The 23,684-nt window shown below is 70.2% G+C and carries 21 protein-coding genes and 1 pseudogene; 10 read left to right on the top strand and 12 right to left on the bottom strand.

The features are described from left to right. Positions 1–193 precede the first annotated feature (193 nt). Both LIU39_RS08175 and LIU39_RS08170 read right to left on the bottom strand, forming a co-directional pair. A complete protein-coding gene (locus LIU39_RS08175; protein WP_227045907.1) occupies positions 194–1,414 on the bottom strand; it encodes a glycosyltransferase in 1,221 nt (406 codons plus the stop codon). 118 nt (positions 1,415–1,532) lie between these two features. After that, positions 1,533–2,846: a UDP-glucose dehydrogenase family protein gene (locus LIU39_RS08170; RefSeq protein ID WP_227045906.1), complete on the bottom strand. Its 1,314-nt coding sequence runs from the start codon at positions 2,844–2,846 to the stop codon at positions 1,533–1,535. Positions 2,847–3,187: 341 nt separating this feature from the next. Between LIU39_RS08170 and LIU39_RS08165 the strand changes: the two genes are divergently transcribed. Then, on the top strand, positions 3,188–3,847 hold the full coding sequence (locus tag LIU39_RS08165) for a TetR/AcrR family transcriptional regulator (protein ID WP_227045905.1): 660 nt from the start codon (positions 3,188–3,190) through the stop codon (positions 3,845–3,847). 213 nt (positions 3,848–4,060) lie between these two features. On the opposite strand, the gene LIU39_RS08160 is transcribed toward LIU39_RS08165, so the two are convergent. Together LIU39_RS08160 and LIU39_RS08155 are read right to left on the bottom strand one after the other, a co-directional pair. Further along, positions 4,061–5,158 (bottom strand): M20 family metallopeptidase, encoded by a 1,098-nt coding sequence (locus tag LIU39_RS08160; RefSeq protein WP_227045904.1) that lies wholly within the window; start codon positions 5,156–5,158, stop codon positions 4,061–4,063. A 190-nt stretch (positions 5,159–5,348) separates the two neighbouring features. Next, positions 5,349–5,659, bottom strand: a pseudogene (locus tag LIU39_RS08155) (sigma factor-like helix-turn-helix DNA-binding protein); the annotation flags it as partial. 161 nt (positions 5,660–5,820) lie between these two features. Here LIU39_RS08155 and LIU39_RS08150 point away from each other — a divergent pair. The 5 genes from LIU39_RS08150 (at position 5,821) to LIU39_RS08130 (ending at position 10,093) form a co-directional block, all read left to right on the top strand. Further along, on the top strand, positions 5,821–6,078 hold the full coding sequence (locus LIU39_RS08150; RefSeq protein ID WP_264482541.1) for a DUF4232 domain-containing protein: 258 nt from the start codon (positions 5,821–5,823) through the stop codon (positions 6,076–6,078). Positions 6,079–6,167: 89 nt separating this feature from the next. Further along, positions 6,168–7,685, top strand: coding sequence for an MFS transporter (locus tag LIU39_RS08145; protein ID WP_227045903.1), 1,518 nt, complete (start codon positions 6,168–6,170; stop codon positions 7,683–7,685). Beyond that, entirely contained in the window at positions 7,682–8,242 is a 561-nt protein-coding gene (locus LIU39_RS08140; protein WP_227045902.1) for a TetR/AcrR family transcriptional regulator, read from the top strand. Before LIU39_RS08145 ends, LIU39_RS08140 begins: the two co-directional genes overlap by 4 nt. 457 nt (positions 8,243–8,699) lie before the next feature. Continuing rightward, complete coding sequence (locus LIU39_RS08135) at positions 8,700–9,599, top strand: RNA polymerase sigma-70 factor (protein WP_227045901.1); 900 nt, start codon at positions 8,700–8,702, stop codon at positions 9,597–9,599. After that, on the top strand, positions 9,587–10,093 hold the full coding sequence (locus LIU39_RS08130; RefSeq protein ID WP_227045900.1) for an SRPBCC family protein: 507 nt from the start codon (positions 9,587–9,589) through the stop codon (positions 10,091–10,093). Before LIU39_RS08135 ends, LIU39_RS08130 begins: the two co-directional genes overlap by 13 nt. Before the next feature lie 287 nt (positions 10,094–10,380). Here LIU39_RS08130 and LIU39_RS08125 read toward each other — a convergent pair whose 3' ends face one another. Beyond that, positions 10,381–10,806 (bottom strand): hypothetical protein, encoded by a 426-nt coding sequence (locus tag LIU39_RS08125; protein WP_227045899.1) that lies wholly within the window; start codon positions 10,804–10,806, stop codon positions 10,381–10,383. 377 nt (positions 10,807–11,183) lie between these two features. After that, on the bottom strand, positions 11,184–11,927 hold the full coding sequence (locus LIU39_RS08120; protein WP_227045898.1) for a hypothetical protein: 744 nt from the start codon (positions 11,925–11,927) through the stop codon (positions 11,184–11,186). A 297-nt stretch (positions 11,928–12,224) separates the two neighbouring features. Here LIU39_RS08120 and LIU39_RS08115 point away from each other — a divergent pair, with 297 nt between their 5' ends. Further along, on the top strand, positions 12,225–13,169 hold the full coding sequence (locus tag LIU39_RS08115) for an amidohydrolase family protein (protein WP_227045897.1): 945 nt from the start codon (positions 12,225–12,227) through the stop codon (positions 13,167–13,169). On the opposite strand, the gene mhpA is transcribed toward LIU39_RS08115, so the two are convergent. The 3 genes from mhpA to LIU39_RS08100 are packed head-to-tail and all read right to left on the bottom strand — an operon-like array spanning position 13,160 to position 16,617. Beyond that, positions 13,160–14,791: a bifunctional 3-(3-hydroxy-phenyl)propionate/3-hydroxycinnamic acid hydroxylase MhpA gene (gene mhpA, locus LIU39_RS08110; RefSeq protein WP_227045896.1), complete on the bottom strand. Its 1,632-nt coding sequence runs from the start codon at positions 14,789–14,791 to the stop codon at positions 13,160–13,162. The two genes, LIU39_RS08115 and mhpA, sit on opposite strands and share 10 nt — an antisense overlap. Positions 14,792–14,801: 10 nt before the next feature. Then, complete coding sequence (locus LIU39_RS08105) at positions 14,802–15,728, bottom strand: VOC family protein (RefSeq protein ID WP_227045895.1); 927 nt, start codon at positions 15,726–15,728, stop codon at positions 14,802–14,804. Positions 15,729–15,768: 40 nt separating this feature from the next. After that, the gene (locus tag LIU39_RS08100; RefSeq protein ID WP_227045894.1) at positions 15,769–16,617 is read right to left on the bottom strand and encodes a fumarylacetoacetate hydrolase family protein; all 849 of its coding nucleotides are present in this window, start codon (positions 16,615–16,617) and stop codon (positions 15,769–15,771) included. Positions 16,618–16,800: 183 nt separating this feature from the next. On the opposite strand from LIU39_RS08100, the gene LIU39_RS08095 reads away from it, so the two are divergent. Further along, positions 16,801–17,508, top strand: coding sequence for a FadR/GntR family transcriptional regulator (locus LIU39_RS08095; protein ID WP_227045893.1), 708 nt, complete (start codon positions 16,801–16,803; stop codon positions 17,506–17,508). A gap of 133 nt (positions 17,509–17,641) precedes the next feature. Further along, complete coding sequence (locus LIU39_RS08090; RefSeq protein WP_227045892.1) at positions 17,642–18,148, top strand: DUF1579 family protein; 507 nt, start codon at positions 17,642–17,644, stop codon at positions 18,146–18,148. A 255-nt stretch (positions 18,149–18,403) separates the two neighbouring features. Here LIU39_RS08090 and LIU39_RS08085 read toward each other — a convergent pair whose 3' ends face one another. The 3 genes from LIU39_RS08085 to LIU39_RS08075 all read right to left on the bottom strand — a co-directional run bounded on the left by LIU39_RS08085 (position 18,404) and on the right by LIU39_RS08075 (position 22,194). Then, positions 18,404–20,794: an ATP-binding cassette domain-containing protein gene (locus LIU39_RS08085; protein WP_227045891.1), complete on the bottom strand. Its 2,391-nt coding sequence runs from the start codon at positions 20,792–20,794 to the stop codon at positions 18,404–18,406. Positions 20,795–21,018: 224 nt separating this feature from the next. Further along, positions 21,019–21,681 carry a DUF305 domain-containing protein gene (locus tag LIU39_RS08080; RefSeq protein WP_227045890.1) on the bottom strand — a complete coding sequence of 221 codons (663 nt, stop codon included), beginning with the start codon at positions 21,679–21,681 and terminating at the stop codon, positions 21,019–21,021. A gap of 102 nt (positions 21,682–21,783) precedes the next feature. Next, positions 21,784–22,194: a DUF6153 family protein gene (locus LIU39_RS08075; protein WP_308409353.1), complete on the bottom strand. Its 411-nt coding sequence runs from the start codon at positions 22,192–22,194 to the stop codon at positions 21,784–21,786. Positions 22,195–22,673: 479 nt separating this feature from the next. On the opposite strand from LIU39_RS08075, the gene LIU39_RS35505 reads away from it, so the two are divergent. Further along, positions 22,674–23,684 (top strand): DUF6801 domain-containing protein, encoded by a 1,011-nt coding sequence (locus LIU39_RS35505; RefSeq protein ID WP_372463825.1) that lies wholly within the window; start codon positions 22,674–22,676, stop codon positions 23,682–23,684.

The following is a 23,684-nucleotide window of genomic DNA, read 5'->3' as shown; positions in this document are numbered from 1 at the left end:
TTGCTGGGACGTGAGCGCTTGGTCATCCGTCCGGGCACTGTGAGCCGGCCAGGGCGATGACGTTCTCAACAACCATGTCAGAGTGGGGAGTTGAGTGCCGTGGATGCGAGAGCGGAGAGCGGGGCCTGAGCCCTCGGCCCCGGGGCCGGAGCACGGCTACGGTCCGGCCCCGGGGCGATCGGAGGACGTCAGGTCAGTCCGTCAGCTTCTCCAGATCGGTGACGGCGCTCTCGACCTCGGGGAGGGTGAGCATCGCCAGCCGCGCCCGGCGCGCCTGCGCGTGCACGGCGGTGTCGGCGAGCACGTCGCGGCAGGCGGCGGCGATGCCCTCGGACGAACGGTCGGTGATCTCCCGGCCGAGGCCCAGCTCCTGGGTCCGGCGCGCGTTCAGGTACTGATCGCCGAACTGCGGCAGCACGGCCGTGGGCGTTGCGGTACGCAGCGACTCGCGCACGCTGTTGAAGCCGCCATGGGTGAGGAAGAGGTCGACGGCCTCCAGCAGGAGGGGCTGCGGGAGCCGTTCGGTGAGGTGGACGTGCGGGGGCAGCCCGGTGCCGTCGACCGTCATGCCGGCCGTCGCGACGATGACGGTGCAGTCGTCGAGCTGCGCCGCCGCCTCGGTGATCGTCTTCAGCGTCTGGGCGGGATCGGGCACGGGCACGGGCAACGTGGCCGACGGGCCGCCGTCCCCCATCCGCTTGAGCATCTGGGGAAGCGCGGTGCCCAGCGCCGCGAACACCAGGGGCCGGTCGGTGGGCAACTCGGCCACCCACGGCGGCAGTACGGAGGTGCGGTCCACGTTGACCGTCTGCCGGTACGCCAGCGAGCCGGGCAGGTGATGGGTGTAGGAGAAGGCCGGGGGCACGTAGTCGATGCGTCCGTGCGCGGCTATCGCAAGGGGGTCGTCGACGGTGGGCAGGGAGAGTTCCCCGCGCAGCGTGTTGAGGCTGTCCACGGTGTGGGCGGGATCGAGGGTGTTGCTGGTGCCGGACGGCGTCGGCAGCTGGGGTATGCCGAACTTCTCGGCCATCAGGACGCTGCTGAGGTCCATTCCGTCGCGCAGTACGAGGTCGGGGCGGAAGTCCTCGGCCACGGGGATCAGGAGGTCGAGCAGCTTCCTGGCGAGCGTGCCCGAGATGGCCTCGGCCAGCAGGCGCCGCATCAATTCCTGGCGCTGTGCCTCGTCGAGGTCGGTGCGCTCGGTGAGCTCGGCCATGGCGGACCCTGCGAAGGTGCTGGGCGTGAGGTCCGGCAGGCAGCTGAGGACGCGGACGTCGTCGTGCTGGAAGACGGCGGCGAGCGTCGGGGTGGTCGCGACGAGGACGTCGTGCCCGGCGGCGGCGAGCGCCCGCAGGACGGGCAGTTGGGCGCGCCCGTGCGAAGGGCTGCCGAGGGTGGTGCACAGAACCCGCATGAGGGGACCTTCCTGTTCAGTCATCGGTGGTGAGCCGGTACGGGCGCTACCGCGTCACGTGCGGCGTGACGCGGTAGCCCCGGGGAGGGGGAGGGCGTCGCAGCGCCGGGGCCGCGGGTCAGCCGGTCATGCTGAGGGTGCGGCCGATGCCCTGCCAGGCCAGTCCCGCCTCCGCGAGCCGGCCGGGGTCGAGGAAGTTGCGGAAGTCGTAGACGATGGGTCGGTGCAGCTGCCGGGCGATGGCGTTCCAGTCCAGGTCGTGGAACTGCGGCCACTCGGTGAGGACGACGCAGCCGGCGGCCCCCGCGGCGGCCTGCGCCGGGTCGTCGACGAGCGTGAGCAGGTCGCTGAGGTCGGGCCTGGTGTCGCTGAGGGCCGGGTCGTAGGCGTACAACTCGGCCCCACGCTCCCGCAGTTGACGGGCGATGGCCAGGGCCGGGGAGTCGCGCAGGTCGGAGGTGCCCGCCTTGAAGGCGAGTCCGAGCAGGGCGAGGCGTACGCCGCGCAGCGACCCGTCCGGCCCGGCGCAGCCCGCCGCGACGCGCTCGACGAGCTGCCGCTGGTGCTCGACGTTGGTCTCGATGGTGGCGCGCAGCAGCGGGAATTCCACACCGGCCTGCTCGCAGACGGTCAGCAGCGCGTGGGTGTCCTTGGGCAGGCAGGAGCCGCCCCAGCCGGGTCCTGGCTGGAGGAACGCGCCGCCGATGCGGGGGTCGTGGCCGATGCCGACGGTGACGGCTGCGATGTCGGCGTCGAAGCGCTCGCACACGGTGGCCAGGTTGTTGGCGAAGGACAGCTTCATGGCGAGGAAGAAGTTCGCCGCGTACTTGGTGAGTTCGGCGCTGGCGGTGTCGGTGAGCACCACCGGCGCTTCGAGCGCCGCGTAGAGCCCGGCGACGTGCTCCGCGGCGTCCGGGGCGTCCGCGCCGACCACGATGCGGTCGGGGTGCAGGAAGTCGTGGACGGCGCGGCCTTCACGGAGGAACTCCGGATTGCTGACGACCGTCGTGTCCGGACGGCCGAGCAGCTCCGCGACGCGCTCGGCGGTACCCACCGGCACGGTGGACTTGTTCACCACCGCGCAGCCTTCCGGCAGGACCGAGCGGATCTCGGCGGCGACGGACTCCACGGCGGCCAGGTCCGCCGCACCCCCGGCGCCCATGGGGGTGGGCAGGCACAGGAAGACGGTGTCCGCGTCCGCGGCCGCTCCCGCGCTGTCCTGGACGAAGCTCAGCCTTCCCGAGTCGAGCCCTTCCGCCACGAGTTCGGGCAGTCCGGGTTCCAGGATGTCGACCTGGGCCTGCCGGAGCCGTCCGACCTTGTGCGGGTCGGCGTCCGCACAGACGACATGGTGACCGAGGGACGCCAGACAGGCGCCGGTGGTCAGTCCGACGTAGCCGGTTCCTATGACGGCGATGTGTCTTGCGGGCACTGGAGATCACCATTCCTGCCGTGGGGGGTCCTGGGCAAAGGCCCTCGGTCCCGGGCCCGTCGAGGGTCCGCGCCGTGGGTGTGCGGGGGACCGGCGGGTGCCGGCCCCCGATGCTGTGGCGTCGCGGCACAGCGGCCGCGGCGTCGACGGGTACGGCCGGACTCCTCGTCCGGACCGGGGAACACGGGAGCGATGATGCGAACCACCGCTCGGTTCACCGAACATAAGCCACCGGCCCGAGAATCAGTCAACGATTGGTGACAACGATCGATGACTTCCGGACAGCGTCCGAACGCAGGACCATGAGCCGTTGGACCACCAACCGAGCAGAGGTACGCCAGGTGACCACGTCAACAGAGCAGGAAGAGACCGCCATGCATCCCCCACGAGCCCGCGAGCACGGCGCGGCGAGCACACGCTCCGCCCTCATCGAAGCAGCGGCCGTGCGGTTCGGCAGGTACGGGTACGACGGCGCCAGCGTCCGGGACATCGCCCGGGACGCCGGCGTGGACGCCGCGCTCGTCTACCGCTACTTCGGCTCCAAGGACGCCTTGTTCCGGCTGGTGTCGACCAACATCGCGCTCTTCGACCCCCTGTTGGAGATCCCGCTGGAGGAGGTTCCCGCCTGGATCTGCGACTTCCTCACCCGTGGCCCCAAGGACGACGAGGTGCCGCACCCGGTGCTGTCCGTACTGCGCTCGTCGAGCCGCGGGGAGGCGGTGGACCGCTTCCGCGACGAGGTCACCGAGGTGTTCACCGAGCGCTTCGCAGCCCGCCTGGAGGGGCCCGACGCGCAGGTGCGGGCGGAACTGCTGGCCGCGTGGCTGCTCGGAACCAGCCTGCTGTGCAAAGCGTTCCGCACCCCCGCCCTCGACACCGCCCCCGAGGACACCCTGCGCGAACATCTGCACACGGGCGTCGCCGCCCTGCTCTGCATCGCCCCGCCGTCCGACGGAACGGGGAACTGCTGCTGTGGCTGCCCGCCCTCCGGCACCAACTGACCGCATCGGACCGCCCGGTGCGGTCAACCGGACGGTCCGGCCTCCGGGACTGTCTGAAAGGCGATGGGTGCGGGGGCCGGGAGGCGGGCGGGAAGGGAGCCCGGCGCGGGCGGCGGCGATGGCGGTCCGGCTGCGCCCCGCCCCAGCCCTTGCCGGCGGAGAGCGTCACCGTGGGCCACCGTCCGCAGCAGCCCCCGCCACCGAACGCGAATCTCACTTCCGAATCGCCTTCACCAGGCCCGCAACAAGGGTCGCCCGCTCGGCCATCGCTTCGATCACCAGGTACTCGTGGTCGGCGTGGGCGCCGCCCCCGACCGCTCCGAGGCCATCGAGTGTGGGCACCCCCAGTGCGGCCGTGAAGTTTCCGTCGCTTCCGCCGCCAACTGCCTTGCCTTCAAGGCCGGGAAGCAGTTGCTTTGCCACCGCAAAAAGCTCGGCCGAAGCCGACTCGGGCATCGGCGGTCGGCCGACACCTCCCTGAACCGTGATCTCCGCCTCATCGAGATACGGAGCCAGCGCGGCGAACGCGGACTCGATACGTTCTTTCTCGGTGGCCGATTCGACCCGGACATCGACGATGACGGTCGCTTCCGCGGGAACGACGTTGTCCAGCGTTCCTGCGGACGCGACGGTCGGGGTAACGGTCGTCCCAATATCGGCCCGGCCGAGCGCCGCGATATCGAGTACCTGATGTGCGGCTTCGATCAGGGCGTTGACCCCGGCCGCGGGCTCAAGGCCCGCATGCGACGCCCGGCCCGTGACGGAAACCTGGAACGTGCCGCAGCCTTTACGGCCGGTCTTCAGGGCTCCGCCCTCTGCGGCGCCCTCGAACACCAGCACCGCACCGCAGGCAAGGGCTCGTTCTTCGATGAGAGCACGGGAGGAGCGGGAGCCGACCTCTTCGTCGGCGGTCACCAGGATCTCGACGCCCGACCGGTCGTCGAGCGCCGCCAGGCCGTGAATGGCCTGCACCAAACCGCCGAGCATGTCGAAGACTCCGGGGCCGGTCGCATGCCCGTCTTCGACCGTGAACGGGCGGCGTTCAAGGGTGCCGAGCGGAAACACCGTGTCATGGTGACCGAGAATCAGGACTTCGGGTTCGCCGCCCGCCGACCAGTGGACGTGCGGCCCGGCTTCGCTCTCCATCATGACGGCCCGCCCGCCGAGCCGGTTCTCGATAACAGCGGCGACAGCTTCGGCCGATGCCCTCAAGGCGTCGGCATCGCGCGAGGGAGACTCGATTTCGACGAGTGTCCTGAGGTCTTCGAGCATCGCGTCAACATTCACATCGACGGCCTTGTGCATCGTCATGGCGCAAGGGTACTTGGCACGTCGTGAGGGTATGGGGGGACCTACTTCATTGCGTTCGCCAACACAAGCGACCCCCCGGGGAGGGGTACCAGGCCCCGTCAATTGAGGACGGCGAGGTCGAGTTGCCGAAGGCGTGCCGGGGCGGCGGTCACCTCGTATGCGGCGATCTTGTCGTTTTCGATGGTGAAGCGTCGGGGGCAGGCACCGCGAGGATCGCGGCGAGGTCACCGGCTCGCGCGGCGGCGAGGAACGCCGCCACGACCTGCCGGTGCCGGGCCAGCTCGGCCGCTGGGACCACCGGGGTGCCTTGTACCTTGTGGCGCGCGCGGCCGGCGAGCTTCTTCGCGGCGGCCGGCGTGTGCTCCAGGACGGCTGCGATCTGGCTGAACGGCACGGCGAACATGTCGTGCAGCACGAACGCGATCCGTTCGGCGGGGTCCAGCTGTCCAGGACGGCGCGCAGCGCGCGGCTCACCGCGTCGGCCAGCAACGCCTCCTCTTCCCAGGGCTCAGGCGGCAGCAGCACATCCGGCGGCAGCGGCACAACCACCGACAAGAACTCCACCGCCACGGAGCCGCCCGCGAGCAACGGCTCCTCCGGCAACTCCGCTGCCGCTTCCGGCTCCTGAAGACCTCCCAGCTCGCCTTCAGCAGCTCGGAGGCATGAGCGAGGGCACCGTCCTCGTCAACCTCAAGAACACCGGGCCCGCCGCCCGCACCCTCCAGGGCTTCCCCGGCGTCGACCTCACGAGCAAGGACGGCTCCATCAGCGCCGCCCGCAGCAAGCTCGCCCCGACGAAGGTCAGCGTCGAACCCGGCGACGAGACCCGCTCCCACACTCTGCCCGTCAGCATCGACATCCCCGCCTCCGACAGCTCCACCCCGGCCATCACGGTCGACCCCGTCGGCGCCGGAAAGTAGGCACGAGCCCCGCGCCGGGAGGATCCGCCCCGGTCACGAGAGGCCACCGCTCACTGTGTCATCATGCGAAGACATTGCCTGATGACAACATGGAGATGATTGAGGTGGCCATGCGGCGCACACGCACGTCGTCCGGGGAGGAGCACCGGGCGTTGGTTCCGGTGCTGGTCTGTCTGGGCATGCTGGTCGCGATCGTCAGTGGCCTCGGTGCGCCGCTGGTCCCGACAATCGCCGACGTCGACGGCGTCTCGGTGTCCACCGCGCAGTGGTCGCTCACCGTGACCATGCTGATGGGCGCCGTCGCCACCCCGGCGATGGGGCGCCTCGGCGACGGTCCGCACCGTCGCAAGGTGATCCTCGGCGGTCTGGCCACGGTGCTGGCGGGCAGCCTGCTCGCGGCGCTGCCGCTGGGCTTCGGCTTCCTGATCGCGGGGCGGGCGCTCCAGGGCGTCGGTATGGGGCTCGTTCCCCTCGCGATTGCCACCGCCCGCGATGCCCTGCCGCCCGACCGGGCGCGGTCGGCGCTGGCGACGCTCTCGCTGACGACCGTGGCCGGGGTCGGTCTCGGCTATCCGATCACCGGGCTGCTCACCCAGTACCTCGGGATGTACGCCGGATTCTGGTTCGCGCTGATCGCCGCCGGCGCGGCGCTGATCGCTGCCGCCCTCGTGCTGCCCGAGCCCCCGCGGCGTCCGGCGCACCCGATGGACGTGCCGGGCGCGGTGCTGCTCACTCTCGGGATGACGGCGCTGCTGTTCGCCCTCACCGAAGGCGAGAGCTGGGGCTGGGCGTCGGCCCGGCTGCTCATCCTGGCCGCGGCCGCGGTTCTCCTGCTGATCGGATGGGTGGCCCACGAACTGCGCACGCCGCACCCCCTGGTCGATGTGCGGCTGGTCCGCGACCGGACGGTCCTCATCGCCGACCTCACCACGATGGTCGGCGGCATAGGGACATACCTGCTGATCTCGCTGGTGACCCGTTACGTGGAGACGCCGCGGAGCACGGGCTACGGCTTCGGGTCCACCGTCGTCGTCACCGGCCTGGTCCTGGTGCCCTTCTCGGCGGCCAGCCTGGTGTCCGGCCGGCTGGTGCGGCTCCTGGCCCGCAGTAATCCGCTTCCCCGCCTGCTGCCCCTGGGGTGCCTGCTCTCCCTCGCGGCCATGCTGTGCTTCGTGTTCGCCCGGGGGAGCATGTGGGGGGTGTGCGCGACCATGGCCGTGGCCGGGCTCGGTGTCGGTGTCAACTTCGCCGTGACCCCCGCGCTCATCGTGGGTGCGGTGCCCGCGCACGAAACCGGCAGCGCGATGAGCTTCAATCAAGTCGTGAAGTACATCGGTTACTCGGCCGGGAGCGCGCTCAGCGCCGTGATCCTGCAGGCCCACACCGCCCCCGGGCGGACCCTTCCGTCGAACGACGGCTACCACGCCGCCGGCCTGCTCGGCTGCGCCGTGTGGGTGGTGACGGCCCTGGTGGGTGTGGCGCTGATCCGGCGAGGCGCCCGCAATCCGCTGCCCGTGGGCCCGCGCCGGCCGGCCGGCGCCCCCGTGCCGGGTCGCCGCAACGACCGCAACGACAGCACGTCCCGCAGCGCCGAGGTCCAGCGGTGAGCGGCGGCACGCAACGGCGCCGCCACGACTCGGCACGCAGCCGCGAACTGCTGCTGACGGCGGCCGGCGAACTCTTCGCCGAGCGCGGCTTCGACCGTACGACGATCCGCGACATCGGCGAACGGGCCGGCGTGGACCCGGCGTTGATCGCCCGGTACTTCGGCAGCAAGACCCTGCTGTACGTCGCCGCGCTGGAGGCCGAGCGGGGCGACGTGCCCCCGGCCGACCTGCTCGACCCGGAACGGATGCGCGAGATCTTCGAACGGGCCGACCGCCGCGGCCCCGTCCCCCTGGCCCAGGTCGCCGTGCAGCGGCTGAGCGATCCCGCCGCACAGGACGCCGCACGCGCGGCACTCCACACCCGCCTGGTCGATCCGCTGCGCGACCGCTTCGTCAGGGAAGGTCTCGACCGGCCGCAGCTGCGGGCCGAGATCATGGTGGCGGCCGTCGTCGGCGTCATGCTCGGACGCCACTCGGGCGCCTTCGACGAACTGACCCGGGCCGACCCCGACGCCCTCGTCCCGCTGCTGCGGGGCGCGCTCACGACGGAGGACTGAGCATCGGCGGCAGCTGAGCCGCGTTGCGCGATGCGGCCGGTGATCCCGTGCTCCGGCAGCCCGGCGCAGACGGGCGCCAGGCCCCAACAGCCCCTGTTGTGAGGTGAATCACGGTGGTGGGCTGTCACGCTCCGCCGGTCCGGGGTGTCTCGATGGGCGTCCGACGAGACGGGCGTTCCAGGAGAGGGGCCGGATGTGGTGACGGGATACGGGCGCCGGGGTGGGCCGGTGCCGGGGGCGGGCCGTGCCGGGGTGCGGGCGGCGGACCGGCGTGCGGGCGTGGCCGTGACGAGGGCGGATCCCCGGGCTGAGTGCGTCGAACGGATCCGCCTGCACCGGCAAGCGGCAGGCACGGGCACTGGGACCTCGGTCCGCTTGACCGCGGAACCGGTCTGCCGGTCCACGGCGCGGCAACCGTGCACCGGTCACCGCACCCGGAACCGAGCGGGGGCTGGCCATGGCTGACGACGCCTTCATCGAGCACCGTCCGCTCCTCTTCACCATCGCCTACGAGATGCTGGGCAGCGCCGCCGACGCCGAGGACGTGCTGCAGGAGAGCTACCTGCGGTGGAGCGTGGTCGATCCGGCCGCGGTCGGGCATCCGCGCGCCTACCTGGTCCGCGTGGTGACCCGACAGGCACTCAACCACCTGCGCACGGTCAGGGCACGGCGCGAGGAATACCCCGGCACGTGGCTGCCCGAACCGATCCGCACCGCACCCGAAGTGGCCGATGACGCCATCCTGGCCGAGTCGGTGTCGATGGCCATGATGCTCGTCCTGGAAACGCTGAACCCGACCGAACGCGCGGTGTTCGTGCTGCACGACGTCTTCGGCTACACCCACGGCGAGATCGCCGCCTCGATCGGCAAGGCCGAGGTCACCGTCCGGCAGATAGCCCACCGCGCACGCCGGCACGTCCACGCGCGCCGGCGCCGCTTCGAACCCGAATCCGACGCCACCAGGGGCATCGTCCAGAGGTTCCTGCTCGCGGCGACGACCGGCGAAGTCCAGGCGTTGATGGACCTGCTGGCGCCCGACGTCGTGCAGATCTCCGACGGCGGCGGGAAAGTCGTCGCCGCGCGCCGCCCGGTCACCGGCCGCGACGACGTCGCCCGGTTCGTCGTCGGCGTGGCCCGCACCAGCATCACCGCGACGACCCACATCGAGCACGCCACCTACAACGGCATGCCCGCGGCACTCTGCCGCACCGGTGGAGAACTCGACTGGCTGCTCGCCTTCGAGATCCACCACGGACGGATCACCGGCCTCTACGCCATGCGCAACCCGGACAAGCTGCACCGCGCCGACGCGGTGCGCCCACTCGACCGAGGAGTACCCCAGCCATGGAAACCATGACCGTCGAGCGCACCATCGACGCCCCGATCGACGAGGTCTTCGCCTGGCTCACCACGACCACCAACTACACCTGCTCGCCCCTGGTACTGCGCTGCCGCCTGACCCGGCACGGCGAGTCCGCGCCCTATGGCGTCGGCGCGGTGCGCAGCCACCTCTGGCTGATCGGTCGGCTCCGCGAACGCATCACCCACTACGACCCGCCGTACGCCACCGAGTACGTGGTCGAGCGCAGCTTCCCGCCGTCCCGGCACGAACTCGGCCGCATGACGTTCACCGAGGCCGACGGCGGCACCCGGGTGAACTGGACCACCCGCGCCGAAATGCGCGCCCCGCTGGTCGGCGCCTTCCTCACCCGACACCTCGTACGACCGATGATCACCCGCTCCTTCGGCAGCATCCTCGACGCCGCCGACACCGCACTGGCCCAACGCCCCCAGCCGGAACCGGGCACGACGACCGCGCACGCGCCGACGAGTGGAGGGACGTCCCGATGACTGTTGCCGGGAGCAGTCCAACTCCCTGGCCACCGTGGTGGACGCACCCACGTTCCACGACCGATTGAACGGCGACTCCTGATGCGGACGCCTCCCCCTTGACTGGGGCGTAGCGGGAAGTGTCCCGTGCGGCATCTGACAACCAGTGCCGCACGGCTTCAGCTACCCATAGGGGACGGTGACCAACGCCTCCTGCGCAGATGGCGACAGGCTCCGCCGTCCTCCACCAGAGGAAAGAATATGGGCCCTTTCTGGAGAAAAGGGCCCATATATGGGTGCAGACGATCTCATCGGAGTAATGCGTCCGGCACCGGATTTTTGTAGCTGGTCAGCATTCGCGCCGTAGCCTTCCGAGTTGCCTCCCACATGAAGGGGATGGCCTCTGGAGGAACACCTCCTCTTCCAGGAGTTCCTCCGGGACCTTGGAAGTACACGGGCCCCGAGAGGGCTTGGTTTGAGCTGCGCACCAGCACGTCCACGAACTCGAAGCACTTACCCGTGAGTTCCCCGTCCGGCGGCGCTTTCCTGAGTTCCGACTGGACCACCGGTCTTGAGAATTCCTCATCCAGCAGTACGAAGGTGTCATACCGCGCGGCTTCACTGATGACGGCCCTTTCCGCGGGCATCTCGTACAGCTCGGCGATGTGTTCCGCGGTCTCCGGCACCATGCGCAGCAACAGTGCCGGAATCTCCAGCGGGTCGATTTCACTCATCATGTTCACCATAAGGCGCAGTTGCCGGACGAGGGATCGCAGATGGATCCGCCGCCCCTGCCACCATTTTCCTCAGGGTAGTGGGGGCCCTGTCCCTTGGAAACTCAGAACGGGCCGGCCTCGCCCTTGAACAATTCCCCTCCATCTCGCTTCCACCCGTACTCTCTGATGTAGCTGGGTGCCTGGCCGCCGATGCCACGCCGCCCGCGATGCCGAACGACTTGGCGAAACCGCACAGCGGTGTGGGCTCGCCGAACGGCTGGGGCCCTTGTGCTGGGTCGGCTCGAACTTCTGGCCCGTGAGGTCCTTGACGGCCGCCGTTTCGGTGACGTCGCCGACTTCCTTTTTGATCACGTTCTTCGACCCCGCGTCCTGTTTCACCGTCTGGGTGGTCTTTCCGGTGATGTCGCGGGAGTTGAGAGCGTTCCAGATTTCCTTCGCCTCGGACTTCGCGACCGCCCGGTCGCGATCGTCGAGAAGGTTGTCCATGCCCTTTCCGGTCTCCCGTGCCTTTCGGTCCTTCCCCAGGATCGACGAATGCTCCTCGGCGCACCCCAGCCCTTCTGGATGTGCCATTCGTCCTTGTTGTCAAGGCGCTTCCCCGTGTTGAAGTCGTAGATGATGGCTGTCGCGGCCTTGACGTCACCCATGACCGACTCCGCCTGGGGCTTTGCGTAGATGCTCTTCAGGTCGCTGGCAAGGTCCCGGTTGCTGACCGTCGGAATCGACGTCCTCGGCCTTGAGACACCGAGATTCGCGTTTCGAGTCTTGAATGCCTTCTTGATTGCGCCGATCGAGTCCAAGGCGCTGTCCATCAACTGGTCGAAAAGTCGGCCGAAGGGTCTCCCATTCGGATCCGCGAACACCAGCGGGTTGTTGTTCCCGTAGGCGTCTGCTGCGCGTTCGAGGTGTCCATCACCAGGTCGACCGAGATGAACCGGCCTGTGTCCGGACCGTATTCGCGGGCGCCGAGATGCGTGAGGCCGCCGCCCTTCGTCTCGTCGGTTCCGCCGACGAAGCCCTTCGTGCCGGCCCACGACGTCGACGTCCTCGCCCCGGTCGCTGGGGGCCTGCATGACACCGTCCAGGGTGACGAACGCGGTGACGATCAGCCGGCTCATGGCGCCGCCTTTCAGGCGCGGAATCTGCGGACACCCGGATGATCCGCGGGTATCCGGACGGGCTCCAGGGACGGCGGGAACACCTCGCCCGGCGCACGGCCGGCCGGGCGCGACGGGCGGGGCTTGGGCATACTCGGCGCACAGTGTCCCGCCGCGCAGCTTTGGTCCATCTGAACGGGCCCCACCCACCTGCGCGGCGAACTCGCCCACCCCGCCCTGATGCATAGTCGGCCGATCAGCGTCACACCTTCGTCCCAGAGCCTCCACCCGGCTCTGGCTCTGGCTTCTGGAGCACACATGTCTTTGCGCCGCATCGACGTCCACACTCATTTCGTGCCCGATTTCTACCGGGACGCGCTGATCGAGGCCGGGCACGAACGGCCCGACGGTATCGCGCGGATCCCCGGGTGGGACGTGCGGACGGCGCTGCGCACGATGGACGAACTCGGCGTCGCCACCGCCTTCCTGTCCATCTCATCGCCCGGAATCCACTTCGGCGACGACCAGGCCGCTCGTCTCCTGTCCCGCCGGGTGAACGAGGAGGCGGCCCAGTTGTGCGCCGGGCACCCTGGGCGCTTCGGATTCTTCGCCTCGTTGCCGGTGCCCGACATCGAGGGAGCGCTGGCCGAAGCTGCCCATGCCTTCGACGAGTTGGGCGCCGACGGGGTGGTCCTGGAGACCAACCACCACGGCCACTACCTGGGCGACGACCTCTACCGGCCGTTGTACGCGGAGCTGGACCGCCGCGCGGCCACCCTGTTCGTGCACCCGACCTCGCCCCTGTGTGCCGCCGGTCCCACGCTGGACTGTCCGCGGCCCATGCTGGAGTTCATGTTCGACACCACGCGGTCGGTCACGGACATGGTGCTGTCCGGTGCCCTGGAGCAACATCCGGGCCTGCGGGTGATCGTGCCGCATGCCGGCGCGGCGCTCCCGGTGCTCGCCGGCCGCGTCGACCTGATGTCGGAGATCAGCGGCGCGGACGTCCCCGGCCTCCGTGACGCGCTCAGCCGGCTCTACTTCGACGTCGCGGGGGCCCCGGTGCCCGAACTGCTCACGGCGCTGCGCTCGGTGGCCCGCCCCGGTCACGTCTTCTACGGCTCGGACTGGCCCTTCACACCCGCGCCGGTCGCAGTCGAGCTGGGCCGGCGGCTGGCCGGCACGGACCGGCTCTCGGACGACGAGCGGGTCGCCGTGTTCGAGGGGAATGCGCGGCGGTTCTTCCCGCGCCTTCAGAAGTGACGTGAAGCGCCGTCGGATGCCGGCGTGGGAGGGGCGCGGTGCGGAGCGTTCGGCAGGAGGTGGATCCGTTCTTTCAGCTGGGTGATCAGGCCGCGTAGTTCGGACGGTGTGGCGGCGGCGCCGAAGAGGTAGAAGTCGGGGCGGATGACGGCGGCGATGTGGGCGTGCTTGCGGAGGTGGGGGAGATAGGCGTCGTCCACGTCCGCGTACACCGTGTCAGGGGAGCCGGGGGAGTGGAGCGGAACGAGGGTGGCGTCGATGCGGTCGAGGAATTCCCGCTCCATGGTGCCGAGCGCGGTGCAAGGCGCCTCGCCGTCGGTGAGGACGATGAATCCGCCGCCCGTGAGGGCGTCGAGCAGGTCCGTTCTGCCGTTGTGGCTGATGCGGTACTGAGGGGTGAGGCGGCCGACGTCCGGGCGCGGGGCGCCGTTCGGAGCCTGCTGGAGCACGCCGTCGCCGAGGACGGGCGGGGGAGTGGGCGGCAGTGCGCGGGCCGGGTCGGCTCCGGTGGCGATCATGCGTGCGTCGCGTTCGGCGGCCGCGGCTTCGTCGGGCACGCAGATGATCCGGCCGAGCGCCATCGACATGCCGATGGCGTGCTGGACGTGGCCGCGCCGCTCGGTGGTGTACGTGTCCAGGAGGGCGGGCGCGGAGGTACCGGTCAGGACCAGGTCCAGCTTCCAGGCGAGGTTGATCGCGTCGCGCAGGCCGGAGCACATGCCCTGCCCGGCGAACGGCGGCATCTGGTGGGCGGCGTCCCCGGCCAGCAGCAGCCGCCCCTCGCGCCAGACGTCGGCCCAGCGGGCCTGGAAGGTGTAGACGGCGTGCCGTTCGATGACGGTGTTCCCGGGGTTGCGGCCCCAGGGCCTGAGCAACTTCCATGCCGTATCGAGGGTGTTGAGGTTCTCGACGCTTTCGCCGGGGAGCCGCATGAACTCCCAGCGGCGGCGTCCAGGCCCGCCGGATACGAGGGTGGTGGGCCGTTCCGGGTCGCACAGCTGCCAGTTCATCGGCGACCAGCGGGTGTCGGTGTCGCGTGGGACGATGTCGACGATGAGCCAGTCGTAGAAGAAGCCGAGATCGGTGACGGTGGTGCGCATGCGGGAGCGGGCGAAGCTGTTGGCGCCGTCCGCGCCGATGGCGTACCGGGCACGGAAGGTCTCGCCGCCGCGCGTCGTCAGTTCGACGTGCTCGCTGCCCTGGCGGAGGCCCAGCACCTCCTGGCCGCGGCGCACCGTGGCAGTCGGCTGCTCGGCGATGGCAGCGGTGAGGACGGCCTCCAGTTCGGGCTGGGAGAAGAAGTTGGCGGTGGGCCAGCCTGAGGGGCCGGTGCCGGACCAGTCGATGCGGAGCAGGGTGTCGCCGTCGCGGTTGCGCCACTCGTAGTGGTCGGGGACCGGGTCGCTGATCGCGCGGACCTGTTCGCCGACGCCGGCGGCCTGGAAGATGCGGCCGATCTCGTCGTCGAAGGTGACGGCGCGCGGCAGCTCGTAGGGCTCGGGCCAGCGCTCCAGTACGAGGACGGAGTGGCCCTTACCGCTCAGCAGGAGGGAGAGAAGCTGACCGACGGGGCCGAAGCCGACGATCGCCACGTCGTACGCGCCCTGCGGGTCACGGGTCATCGGCGTGCGGTCACCTCGCCGCACGGTGGGCGCCGGTCATGAGGGCGGCGAGGTCATCGGGGTGCAGGAAGGACGGGGGCGGCGGCGGGCCCCAGGTGAACAATCCCTTGGCGCCTTCCAGGACTTCGGGTGTCCACAGCTGGTCGTCGACGACGCAGTCCATGTCGGAGTAGTACTCGGAGAAGTTGCCCGCCGGGTCCTTGAGGTACCAGAAGAAGTTCGATCCGGCGTGGTGACGGCCCAGGCCCCAGACATGCCGCTCGGGATGGTCCTCCAGCATGGCGGTGGCGCCGCGCCCGATGTCGTCGATGTCGTCGACCTGCCAGGAGGTGTGGTGCAGGAAGGCGACCGGGGCCTTGAGCACGAGGATGTTGTGGTGGTCGGCGGAGCAGCGCAGGAAGGCCCCGGCGTCCTTGATGTAGTCGCTCGCCTTGAGGCCCAGGCCGTCGCGGAAGAACGCCGTCGTCGCGTCGAAGTCGGGGGTGCCGACGACGGCGTGGCCGAGCTTGCGCGGGCGGACCGGTGCGGAGCGCGCGATGGCCGGCGCACGCGTGTCGGCCCGCTCCACGCGGCCCGGTCCGTTGTACGGCGTCGCCGGGATCGCCGGCTGCGTGAAACGGGGAGTGACGTCGAGGACGGCGCGTACGCCGGTGGCCTCGTCGTACGCGGTCAGGCAGCTGCCGGTGGTCTCGCACGTCACGCCGATGCGCGCGAGGCGGGATGCCGCGGCGGCGAGGTCGTCGGGGTCGTCGACGCCGATCCGGGCCTCGATCAGGCGGCGGGTGGGCGCGTGCACGATGCGGAGCTGGCGGCCGGCGTCGCGGGTGGTGAACCAGCCCTCGCCGTCCGGGGTGAGGCCGAAGTCCGTGTAGTACGCGGCCGTTTCGGCGACGTTCGGTACCCCCATGGTGACGGAGGTCAGGCGGTGCAGTGCCATGTCCGGGACTCCTTTGTCCTTACGTTCGTGGCGATGCGGCTCAGTTCGCGACGAAGGTCTGACGCAGCTCGCCGATGCCCTCGATCGCCGATTCCAGTACGTCGCCGTCGGCCAGCCAGCGCTGCGGTTCACGGCCCAGACCCACCCCGGCCGGGGTGCCGGTGAAGAGCACGTCGCCCGGCAGCAGCGGCAGCAGGGCCGACAGGCGGGCGATGAGCGTGGGGACGGAGAAGATGAGGTCGCGGGTGCGGCCCTTCTGGACCTCCTCGCCGTTGATGGCGCAGCGCAGTTCGAGGTCGTCGGGGTTCTCGAACTCGTCCGGCGTCACCAGCCACGGCCCGATCGGGGCGAACCCGGGCAGCGACTTTCCGAGGCTGAACTGCGGTGCGGGCCTGGCCAGTTGAGTGATCCGTTCGGAGATGTCCTGGCCCACGGAGAGGCCCGCGACATGGCTCCAGGCGTCGGCCTCGGCCACGTGCTCGGCGCGGCGGCCGATCACGGCGACCAGCTCCACCTCCCAGTCGGTGTGCCCGCCCTTCGGCAGGGCGACCTCGGTGACCGGGCCGCTGATGCTGCCGGCGAATTTGGTGAACACCGGCGGCAGCCCCTCGGGGACGGCGAAGCCCGATTCGGCCGCGTGGCCGCGGTAGTTGAGGCCGACGGCGAGCAGCTGGCGCGGCGCCGGCGCGGGCGAGCCGAGATCTGCCGGGTCGAAGGCGGCGCCGTCCGGCAGCGTGGTGTCCGCGGCCCAGGCACGGAACTCGTCCCACCGCTCGTAGACGGCCTGCGGGTCGGCGGAGAACCGGCCGCCGCCGGCCCGCTCCACATCGAGAGCACGGCCGTCACCGGAGACGAGGGCGAGACGGCCCGAAAGATTGGCGATACGCAAGGGAGACCCCCTGGGAGAGGCGGCCGGAGCCGGCCGATGCGACCCGCTCGACCAATTGAACATGATGATTACGTCGATATTGTGCCGCTGCTACTGGTGACGTCAAGGGAAGGCAGGGCATAACATTCATAATGAATAGGTTCAGCTATATGGGGGAGTGCCTTGAATACCGTCCGCTCCGCGGTGTCCAGTCGGGCCGAGCAGGCCGCAGACCGCATCGCCGTCCTTGTCGACGACGCGGAACCCGGCACGCGGCTGGGAACCAAGGAAGAACTGCGCAAGCGGTGTGCCGTCTCCGTGGGGACCTTCAACGAGACCCTCCGCCTCCTCCAGGCCCGCGGCCTGGTCACGCTGCGCCCCGGCCCCGGCGGCGGCATCTTCGCCGCGGAACAGTCGCCGATGGTCAGGCTGGGAAACTCGGTCCTCGCCCTGGACGCGAAGGAGACCGACGTCGCGGACGCCGTGCGCATCAGAGACGCACTCGACCCGCTGCTGATCGAGGACGCGCTCTGGAATGCCTCGCCGGCCGACATCGCTCGTCTGCACCGGCAGGTCGAGGTCATGGGGCAGGCGGTGGATGCCGCCGACGCGGTCGCCTTCGTGCACGCCAACTGGCAGTTCCACGCGCAGATCGCGGCCATCAGCCCGAACGCCCTGCTCCGGTCGCTCTACAAGAACCTGCTCGATCTCATCGAGTCGCACACGCTGGACGTCCGGCCGGCCGGCGAGCAGCCCCTGGGCGACTACATCGCCCAGCGCCACGCACTGCACCGGGACATCGTCCTTGCGCTCGAACGACGGGATCGCAACGAAGCACTCCGGCTGATCCGGAAACACCACACCAGCCCGGAGCGCCCGCCCGTCACCGCTGCGAATGCCGTTGGCCCTTGACGCACCGACGGCCCGAAAGCGTGGCGGCGCCGCTCCCCTGGCCGAGCCGGGCCCGTCCAGAGACCGCCGCCCCGAGACCGGGCCGCCGGCGAAGCGCGACGGGAGCATCCTCCCGACCTCATGAGGAGCAACCATGACGAACGAGACGACACCACGAGTAGTGGCAGTCAACCGAGGCACGGAGCACGCCGACGGCCCGGGATCCGGCCGAGGCCCGCAGCACGATGCGCTCGACGCCTGGGTGGGGAGATGGATCAACGAAGGCCACATGACCAACGATGACGGAAGCCCCGGGCCGGCGATCATCACCTCCGACGTGTACGAGTGGGCTCCCGGAGGTTGCTTCATCGTCCATTCGGCATACGGGCGCATCGGAGAGTTCGGCGTCGGCGGCACAGAGATCATCGGGTACGAGGAGACCAGCGGCGACTACAGGTCTCACTTCTTCGACAGCCAGGGCAACGTGACCGTCAGCAGGCTGGTCGCGCACGGCGACACGTGGACCTGTCAAGGCGACACCACGCGTTCCACCGTGGAGTTCGGCGACAACCACCGAGTCCAGACCGTCCTGCACGAACGCACCGACGACGGCACAACCTACAGGCCATCCATGAAGGTCACCCTCGTCAAAGTCGAATGAGGGCGCCTGGCCGGCTGGTTCGCGCCGGGGTCTGCGACGTGGGCCGTGGCGGGCGCGCTCCCGTCAAGCAGCTCCGCCGTCCCGTCGGCCATCGATCACGTGATGTGACCAGCCGGAACAGGCGGACAGCTGCAACCCGCGGCGGACCAGGCTGCCGACCGCGGTCAGCCGTCGATGGAGTTCCCGGGGCGGTAGCTGAGCGAGCTGCCGCCCCGGGGCGTGAGGTCTGACAGGTGGTGTGCGTGCGGTTCCCGGTCAGGTGCCGACGTAGGTCGCCAGGTGCTCGCCGGTGAGGGTGGAGCGGGCGGCTACGAGGTCGGCGGGTGTGCCCTCGAAGACGATCCGGCCGCCGTCGTGGCCGGCGCCGGGGCCGAGGTCGATGATCCAGTCGGCGTGCGCCATGACCGCCTGGTGGTGCTCGACGACGATGACCGACTTGCCGGAGTCGACGAGCCGGTCGAGCAGGCCGAGCAGCTGCTCGACGTCGGCGAGATGGAGGCCGGTGGTCGGCTCGTCGAGGACGTAGACGCCGCCCTTGTCGGCCATGTGCGTGGCGAGCTTGAGCCGCTGCCGCTCGCCGCCGGAGAGGGTCGTGAGCGGCTGGCCGAGGGTGAGGTAGCCGAGGCCGACATCGGCGAGCCGGTCGAGGATGCGGTGCGCGGCCGGTGTGCGTGCCTCGCCTGCGCCGAAGAACTCCTCGGCTTCGGCCACCGACATCGCGAGCACCTCGCTGATGTCGCGGCCGCCGAGGTGATGGTCGAGCACCGCTGCCTGGAAGCGCTTCCCCTCGCACTCCTCGCAGGTGGTGGCGACCCCCGCCATCATCGCCAGGTCGGTGAAGGTGACGCCGGCGCCGTTGCACGTGGGGCAGGCGCCCTCGGAGTTGGCGCTGAACAGCCCCGGCTTCACGCCGTTGGCCTTCGCGAACGCCTTGCGGATCGGGTCGAGCAGCCCGGTGTACGTCGCCGGGTTGCTGCGTCGGGAGCCCTTGATGGCGCCCTGGTCGACCGACACCACGTCCGCGCCGGCCGGGATCGACCCGTGCACGAGCGAGCTCTTGCCGGAACCGGCGACGCCGGTGACCACACAGAGCACCCCGAGCGGGATGTCGACGTCGACGGCGCGCAGGTTGTGCGCGGTAGCGCCGCGGATCTCCAGTGTGCCGGTGGGCTTCCGCACCGCCCCCTTGAGGGCGGCCCGGTCGTCGAGATGGCGGCCGGTGAGGGTGCCGCCGGTCCGCAGCCCCTCGACGGTGCCCTCGAAGCAGACGGTGCCGCCCGCCGTACCGGCGCCGGGGCCGAGGTCGACGACGTGGTCGGCGATCATGATCGCCTCCGGCTTGTGCTCCACGACGAGCACCGTGTTGCCCTTGTCCCGCAGCCGCAGCAGCAGGCCGTTCATCCGCTGGATGTCGTGCGGGTGCAGGCCGATGGTGGGCTCGTCGAAGACGTAGGTGACGTCGGTCAGCGAGGAACCGAGGTGGCGGATCATCTTGACGCGCTGCGCCTCGCCGCCCGAGAGCGTGGCCGACGGACGGTCGAGGCTGAGGTAGCCGAGGCCGATCTCCACGAACGATTCGAGAGTGTGCTGGAGCGCCGTCAGCAGCGGCGCGACGGACGGCTCGTCGAGATCCCGCACCCACTCGGCCAGGTCGCTGATCTGCATAGCGCAGGCGTCGGCGATGTTGGTCCGCTTGATCTTCGACGACCGGGCCCCCTCGCTGAGCCGGGTGCCCTCGCACTCGGGGCAGGTCGTGAAGGTGACCGCACGCTCCACGAACGCCCGGATGTGCGGCTGCAGCGCCTCCTTGTCCTTGGACAGGAACGACTTCTGGATCTTGGGGATCAGCCCCTCGAAGGTGAGGTTCACGCCCTCGACCTTCACCTTGGTCGGCTCCCGGTGGAGGAAGTCCTGCATCTCTTTCTTGGTGAACTTGCGGATCGGCTTGTTCGGGTCGAGGAGGCCCGACTCGGCGTAGACCCGCACGGTGAAGAAGCTGTCCGACTTCCAGCCGGGGATGGTGAAGGCGCCCTCGGCGAGCGACTTGGAGTCGTCGTAGAGCTGGGTGAGGTCGATGTCGGAGACCGTGCCCCGGCCTTCACAGCGCGGACACATGCCGCCGGTGCGGCTGAAGGTCGCCTTCACGGCCTTCTTGGCGCCGCGCTCGACGGTGATCGCCCCGCTCGCCTGGACCGACGGGACGTTGAAGGCGTACGCACCGGGCGGGCCGATGTGCGGCTGGCCGAGCCGGCTGAAGAGGATGCGCAGCATCGCGTTGGCGTCGGTGGCGGTGCCGACCGTGGAGCGGGGGTCGCCGCCCAGCCGCTGCTGGTCGACGATGATCGCGGTCGTCAGCCCTTCGAGTACGTCGACCTCGGGCCGCGCCAGCGTCGGCATGAAGCCCTGTACGAAGGCGCTGTAGGTCTCGTTGATCAGCCGCTGCGACTCCGCGGCGATCGTGTCGAACACCAGCGAGCTCTTGCCCGAGCCGGAGACCCCGGTGATCACCGTCAGCCGGCGCTTGGGGATCTCGATGCTGACGTCCTTGAGGTTGTTCACGCGCGCGCCGTGCACACGGATCACATCGTGGCTGTCGGCACCGTGCAGCGCAGGCGACTGCGCCTCCGTCCTCTTGGCCGTGCTCATCCCTGTCTCCATCTCTTACGCGGGGACGCCTTCGCGGTCTCCGCCGGCGTCGCTCGGCTCGATATGACCAGCTTCGAAGGGTACGTCTGGTTCTCCACTGTCGGCGCGGTCGCGGCAATGGTCCGCGGCCCACCTGGTCGGGGACGTCGGCCGGGGGCCTGGCCGGGTAGGGGCCGGCGCACCGACGGCGCCCGCCCCTCCCGTCCCCCCGTTCCGGAGCCGGATCAGCTCTCGCCGAGCGACTTCTTCATCTGAGCGATCTCGGCGGACTGAGAGGCGTTGATCGACTTCGCGAGGTCCTTGGCGGGGCCGTAAGCGCCCTTGGACAGTTCGGTCTTGGCCATGTCGAGGGCACCTTGGTGGTGCCCGACCATCATCTTCAGGAAGGCCGTGTCGAACGCCGCGCCCGAGAGCTTGTCCAGCTTCTTCATGTCCCCGTCGCTCATCATTCCGGGCATGCCGCCGCCGGAGTGGTCCATCCCCTTCATCTCAGGCATCTCCCCGGACGGGACGCTCTCCCCCCAGCCCTTGAGCCAGCCCGACATGGTGCTGATCTCCGGACCCTGGGCCTTCTCGATCTTTGCGGCCAGCTCCTTGAGCTGAGCGGACTTCGTGCGGCTCGGCGCGAGTTCGGCCATCGCCACGGCCTGGCGGTGGTGGGGGATCATCCCCTGGGCGAAGGCAACGTCCTGGGCGTTGTGAGTGCCGTGGGAGGCGGCCGCCGCAGCCGAGGGGGTGGAGGCCATCGAGCCCTTGCCGTCTCCGGAGGGGGCAGCTTTGTCGTTGCTGCCGCAGGCGGCCAGCAGCACTGCGGCGGTGGCGGCAGCGGCGACGGCGGTGGCCCGGCGATTAAGCGAACGGCGGGCAAGAGAACGGCGTGCGGTCATGAGGAGGCAACTCCTTGAGGAGGGTGCGGATGGGGAAAGGCGTACGGGAGCGCGGCACCACCGTCGTTCGGCCGGGGCCGTGCGGGTGCCGTGCGGGCGCCTCTAGATCCGCAGGAGTTGCAGCTGTGTCAGGTCGGGCGGGGCCCGGCCGGCGGCGGCCGGGGTGGCGGGCCAGCCCGGCGGGGCCACGTCGGCGTCCGGCCCGCTGGGGAGCAGGGCCGGCGTGATCGGGGCGGGCGCGGTGCTGGTGCCGGCGGCCGCGCAGGTCGCGTCCGCGTGGTGCATGTGACCGCCCGCGCCGTGGCCGGAGACGTGCTCGCAGGCATCCCCGGCCTCGTGCACGGAGGCGGCGGGGGTCAGATGAGTGCCGGACGGGGCGGACATCGCGGCGTGCCCGGCCGGCAGGCCGCCGGGGGCGAGACCGTGCATCGCCAGAAGCCCGGCCAGCACCGCCAGGACCAGCAGCATGAACGTACGCCGCGGGCGCACGTGGCGTTGCAGGGTCCAGGTCACCCGCACATCGTATGCGGGGCCGGTGACCTCGCCCGGTCCGGGGTCCGAGCGAGGGGCCGTGCAGGGGCGGTCCGCTCGGATATCGGACCTGGGCACGATGCCAGGGGAGAGGTGCCGGATGTCGGGTGTGGGCTGGTGCCGGGGACGGGGCTGTCATCGGGCCCCGGCGCGGTGCTTCCGGTTTGCCCGAGCGCGAGGGCTCGGGAAAGGACGGCTGCAACAGGGAACGAATTCGCGTGCGCCGTAACGAACTTGGCCGAGGGTGGACAGTGTCCGCGGTGGTGGTGCTGGTGTCCAGCACGGGGCGCCGTGGGTACGGAATCCGGGAGGCGGTCGGTGCTGCGGGCGACGCCATGGATCAGGAGGAGACGGAGGCACAGCGGTAACTGGATTTCGTTCTGATGGAGGTCCGGTGCAATGCGTAAAGGTTCGGCCATTTCAGCAGCGCCCACCGATATCGCTGCGTAAAGTGCGGAGACATGCTTGTTGAATTACCGACGGCTGGCGTGAGAGGCCGCGGTCTCCGCTTGTTCACGGCAGTGGCCGTCGTGGGCAGCGTCGGGTGGTTGTTCGGAGCCGGGCCGGCTGCCTCGGACGCGAATCCGCGCACTCTGCACTACACGTGCTCGTACCCCCTGATAGGCGACCAGCCGATGACGGCCTCGGTCGTATGGAATGCGTCGCATACGCACGTCGTCGGCCGGCCCACCCCCCGCTCGCCCATCAGCACCTCGGCGACGGTCAGTTCCACCATCACGCAGTCGCTCCGCATGGCCGGTGCGGCAACCGTCGAGGGCACCGCAGCCGTGAACGCGGTCGTGGCCTCACCGCAGGGTGAGATCCCCATCTCCATGCGGCTCAAGGTGCCCGTGACCAAGGTCCCGGGTTCCGGCTCACTGACGGTCAAGGCGAGCGGGACGCTGCCTTCGCTCGTTTTTCACCGGCCGGGGGCAGGGAAGGCCATTGTCGGCGGGATTGCCATGCATATTCTGCCGAGAGACGCGAGTGGCGGCGAGACGCCATTGGGCAAGGTCGACTCGTCGTGCGGTCTGAATTCCGGGCAGGACGGTGTTCTGGCGTCATTCACGATCCGGCCGGTCGAGCCGAGTCCGACGGCTTCGGAGACGAAGGGGATACCCACGGCTGAGCCGGGCGGGACAGGGGGAACTGCCGGGTCGGGTGGGGCAGATGGGTCGGATGGGTCGGCCGGCCCGAGTGCATCGGCTTCCGGACGGTCCGGCTCCACCGGTCCTGGCGCGGACCCGTCGGCCACCGCGAGCGGCACGGCGTCGGCCTCCGCCGCCCCGGCCGGCGCTTCCCCCACCGCTTCCCCCACCGCATCCGCGATCGGCCGCGGCTCGGACCTCTCGGCCCCGCTCCGTGCGGTCGTCGGCGTCCTGGTCGTCGGTGCCATGGCCGGTGCCGCAGCAATGGGGCGCGTCTGGTGGCGCAGGCGGCGCCGGGCCGACGCCGACGGGCCGGAGGACTGA

The sequence above is a fragment of the Streptomyces pinistramenti genome, assembly GCF_020564935.1.
Lineage (GTDB): Bacteria > Actinomycetota > Actinomycetes > Streptomycetales > Streptomycetaceae > Streptomyces > Streptomyces pinistramenti.
Note: the sequence above shows the minus strand (reverse complement) of the source record. Positions and strands in the feature narration are given on the sequence as shown.

Coding starts and splice junctions, on each gene's coding strand:
- LIU39_RS08120 (WP_227045898.1), bottom strand. CDS start 11,927: ATGAGCCGGCTGATCGTCACCGCGTTCGTCACCCTGGACGGTGTCATG.
- LIU39_RS08090 (WP_227045892.1), top strand. CDS start 17,642: ATGACGAACGAGACGACACCACGAGTAGTGGCAGTCAACCGAGGCACG.
- LIU39_RS08115 (WP_227045897.1), top strand. CDS start 12,225: ATGTCTTTGCGCCGCATCGACGTCCACACTCATTTCGTGCCCGATTTC.
- LIU39_RS08135 (WP_227045901.1), top strand. CDS start 8,700: ATGGCTGACGACGCCTTCATCGAGCACCGTCCGCTCCTCTTCACCATC.
- LIU39_RS35505 (WP_372463825.1), top strand. CDS start 22,674: ATGCTTGTTGAATTACCGACGGCTGGCGTGAGAGGCCGCGGTCTCCGC.
- LIU39_RS08145 (WP_227045903.1), top strand. CDS start 6,168: ATGGAGATGATTGAGGTGGCCATGCGGCGCACACGCACGTCGTCCGGG.
- LIU39_RS08150 (WP_264482541.1), top strand. CDS start 5,821: ATGAGCGAGGGCACCGTCCTCGTCAACCTCAAGAACACCGGGCCCGCC.
- LIU39_RS08085 (WP_227045891.1), bottom strand. CDS start 20,794: ATGAGCACGGCCAAGAGGACGGAGGCGCAGTCGCCTGCGCTGCACGGT.
- LIU39_RS08125 (WP_227045899.1), bottom strand. CDS start 10,806: ATGAGTGAAATCGACCCGCTGGAGATTCCGGCACTGTTGCTGCGCATG.
- LIU39_RS08080 (WP_227045890.1), bottom strand. CDS start 21,681: ATGACCGCACGCCGTTCTCTTGCCCGCCGTTCGCTTAATCGCCGGGCC.
- LIU39_RS08175 (WP_227045907.1), bottom strand. CDS start 1,414: ATGCGGGTTCTGTGCACCACCCTCGGCAGCCCTTCGCACGGGCGCGCC.
- LIU39_RS08130 (WP_227045900.1), top strand. CDS start 9,587: ATGGAAACCATGACCGTCGAGCGCACCATCGACGCCCCGATCGACGAG.
- mhpA (WP_227045896.1), bottom strand. CDS start 14,791: ATGACCCGTGACCCGCAGGGCGCGTACGACGTGGCGATCGTCGGCTTC.
- LIU39_RS08160 (WP_227045904.1), bottom strand. CDS start 5,158: ATGACGATGCACAAGGCCGTCGATGTGAATGTTGACGCGATGCTCGAA.
- LIU39_RS08105 (WP_227045895.1), bottom strand. CDS start 15,728: ATGGCACTGCACCGCCTGACCTCCGTCACCATGGGGGTACCGAACGTC.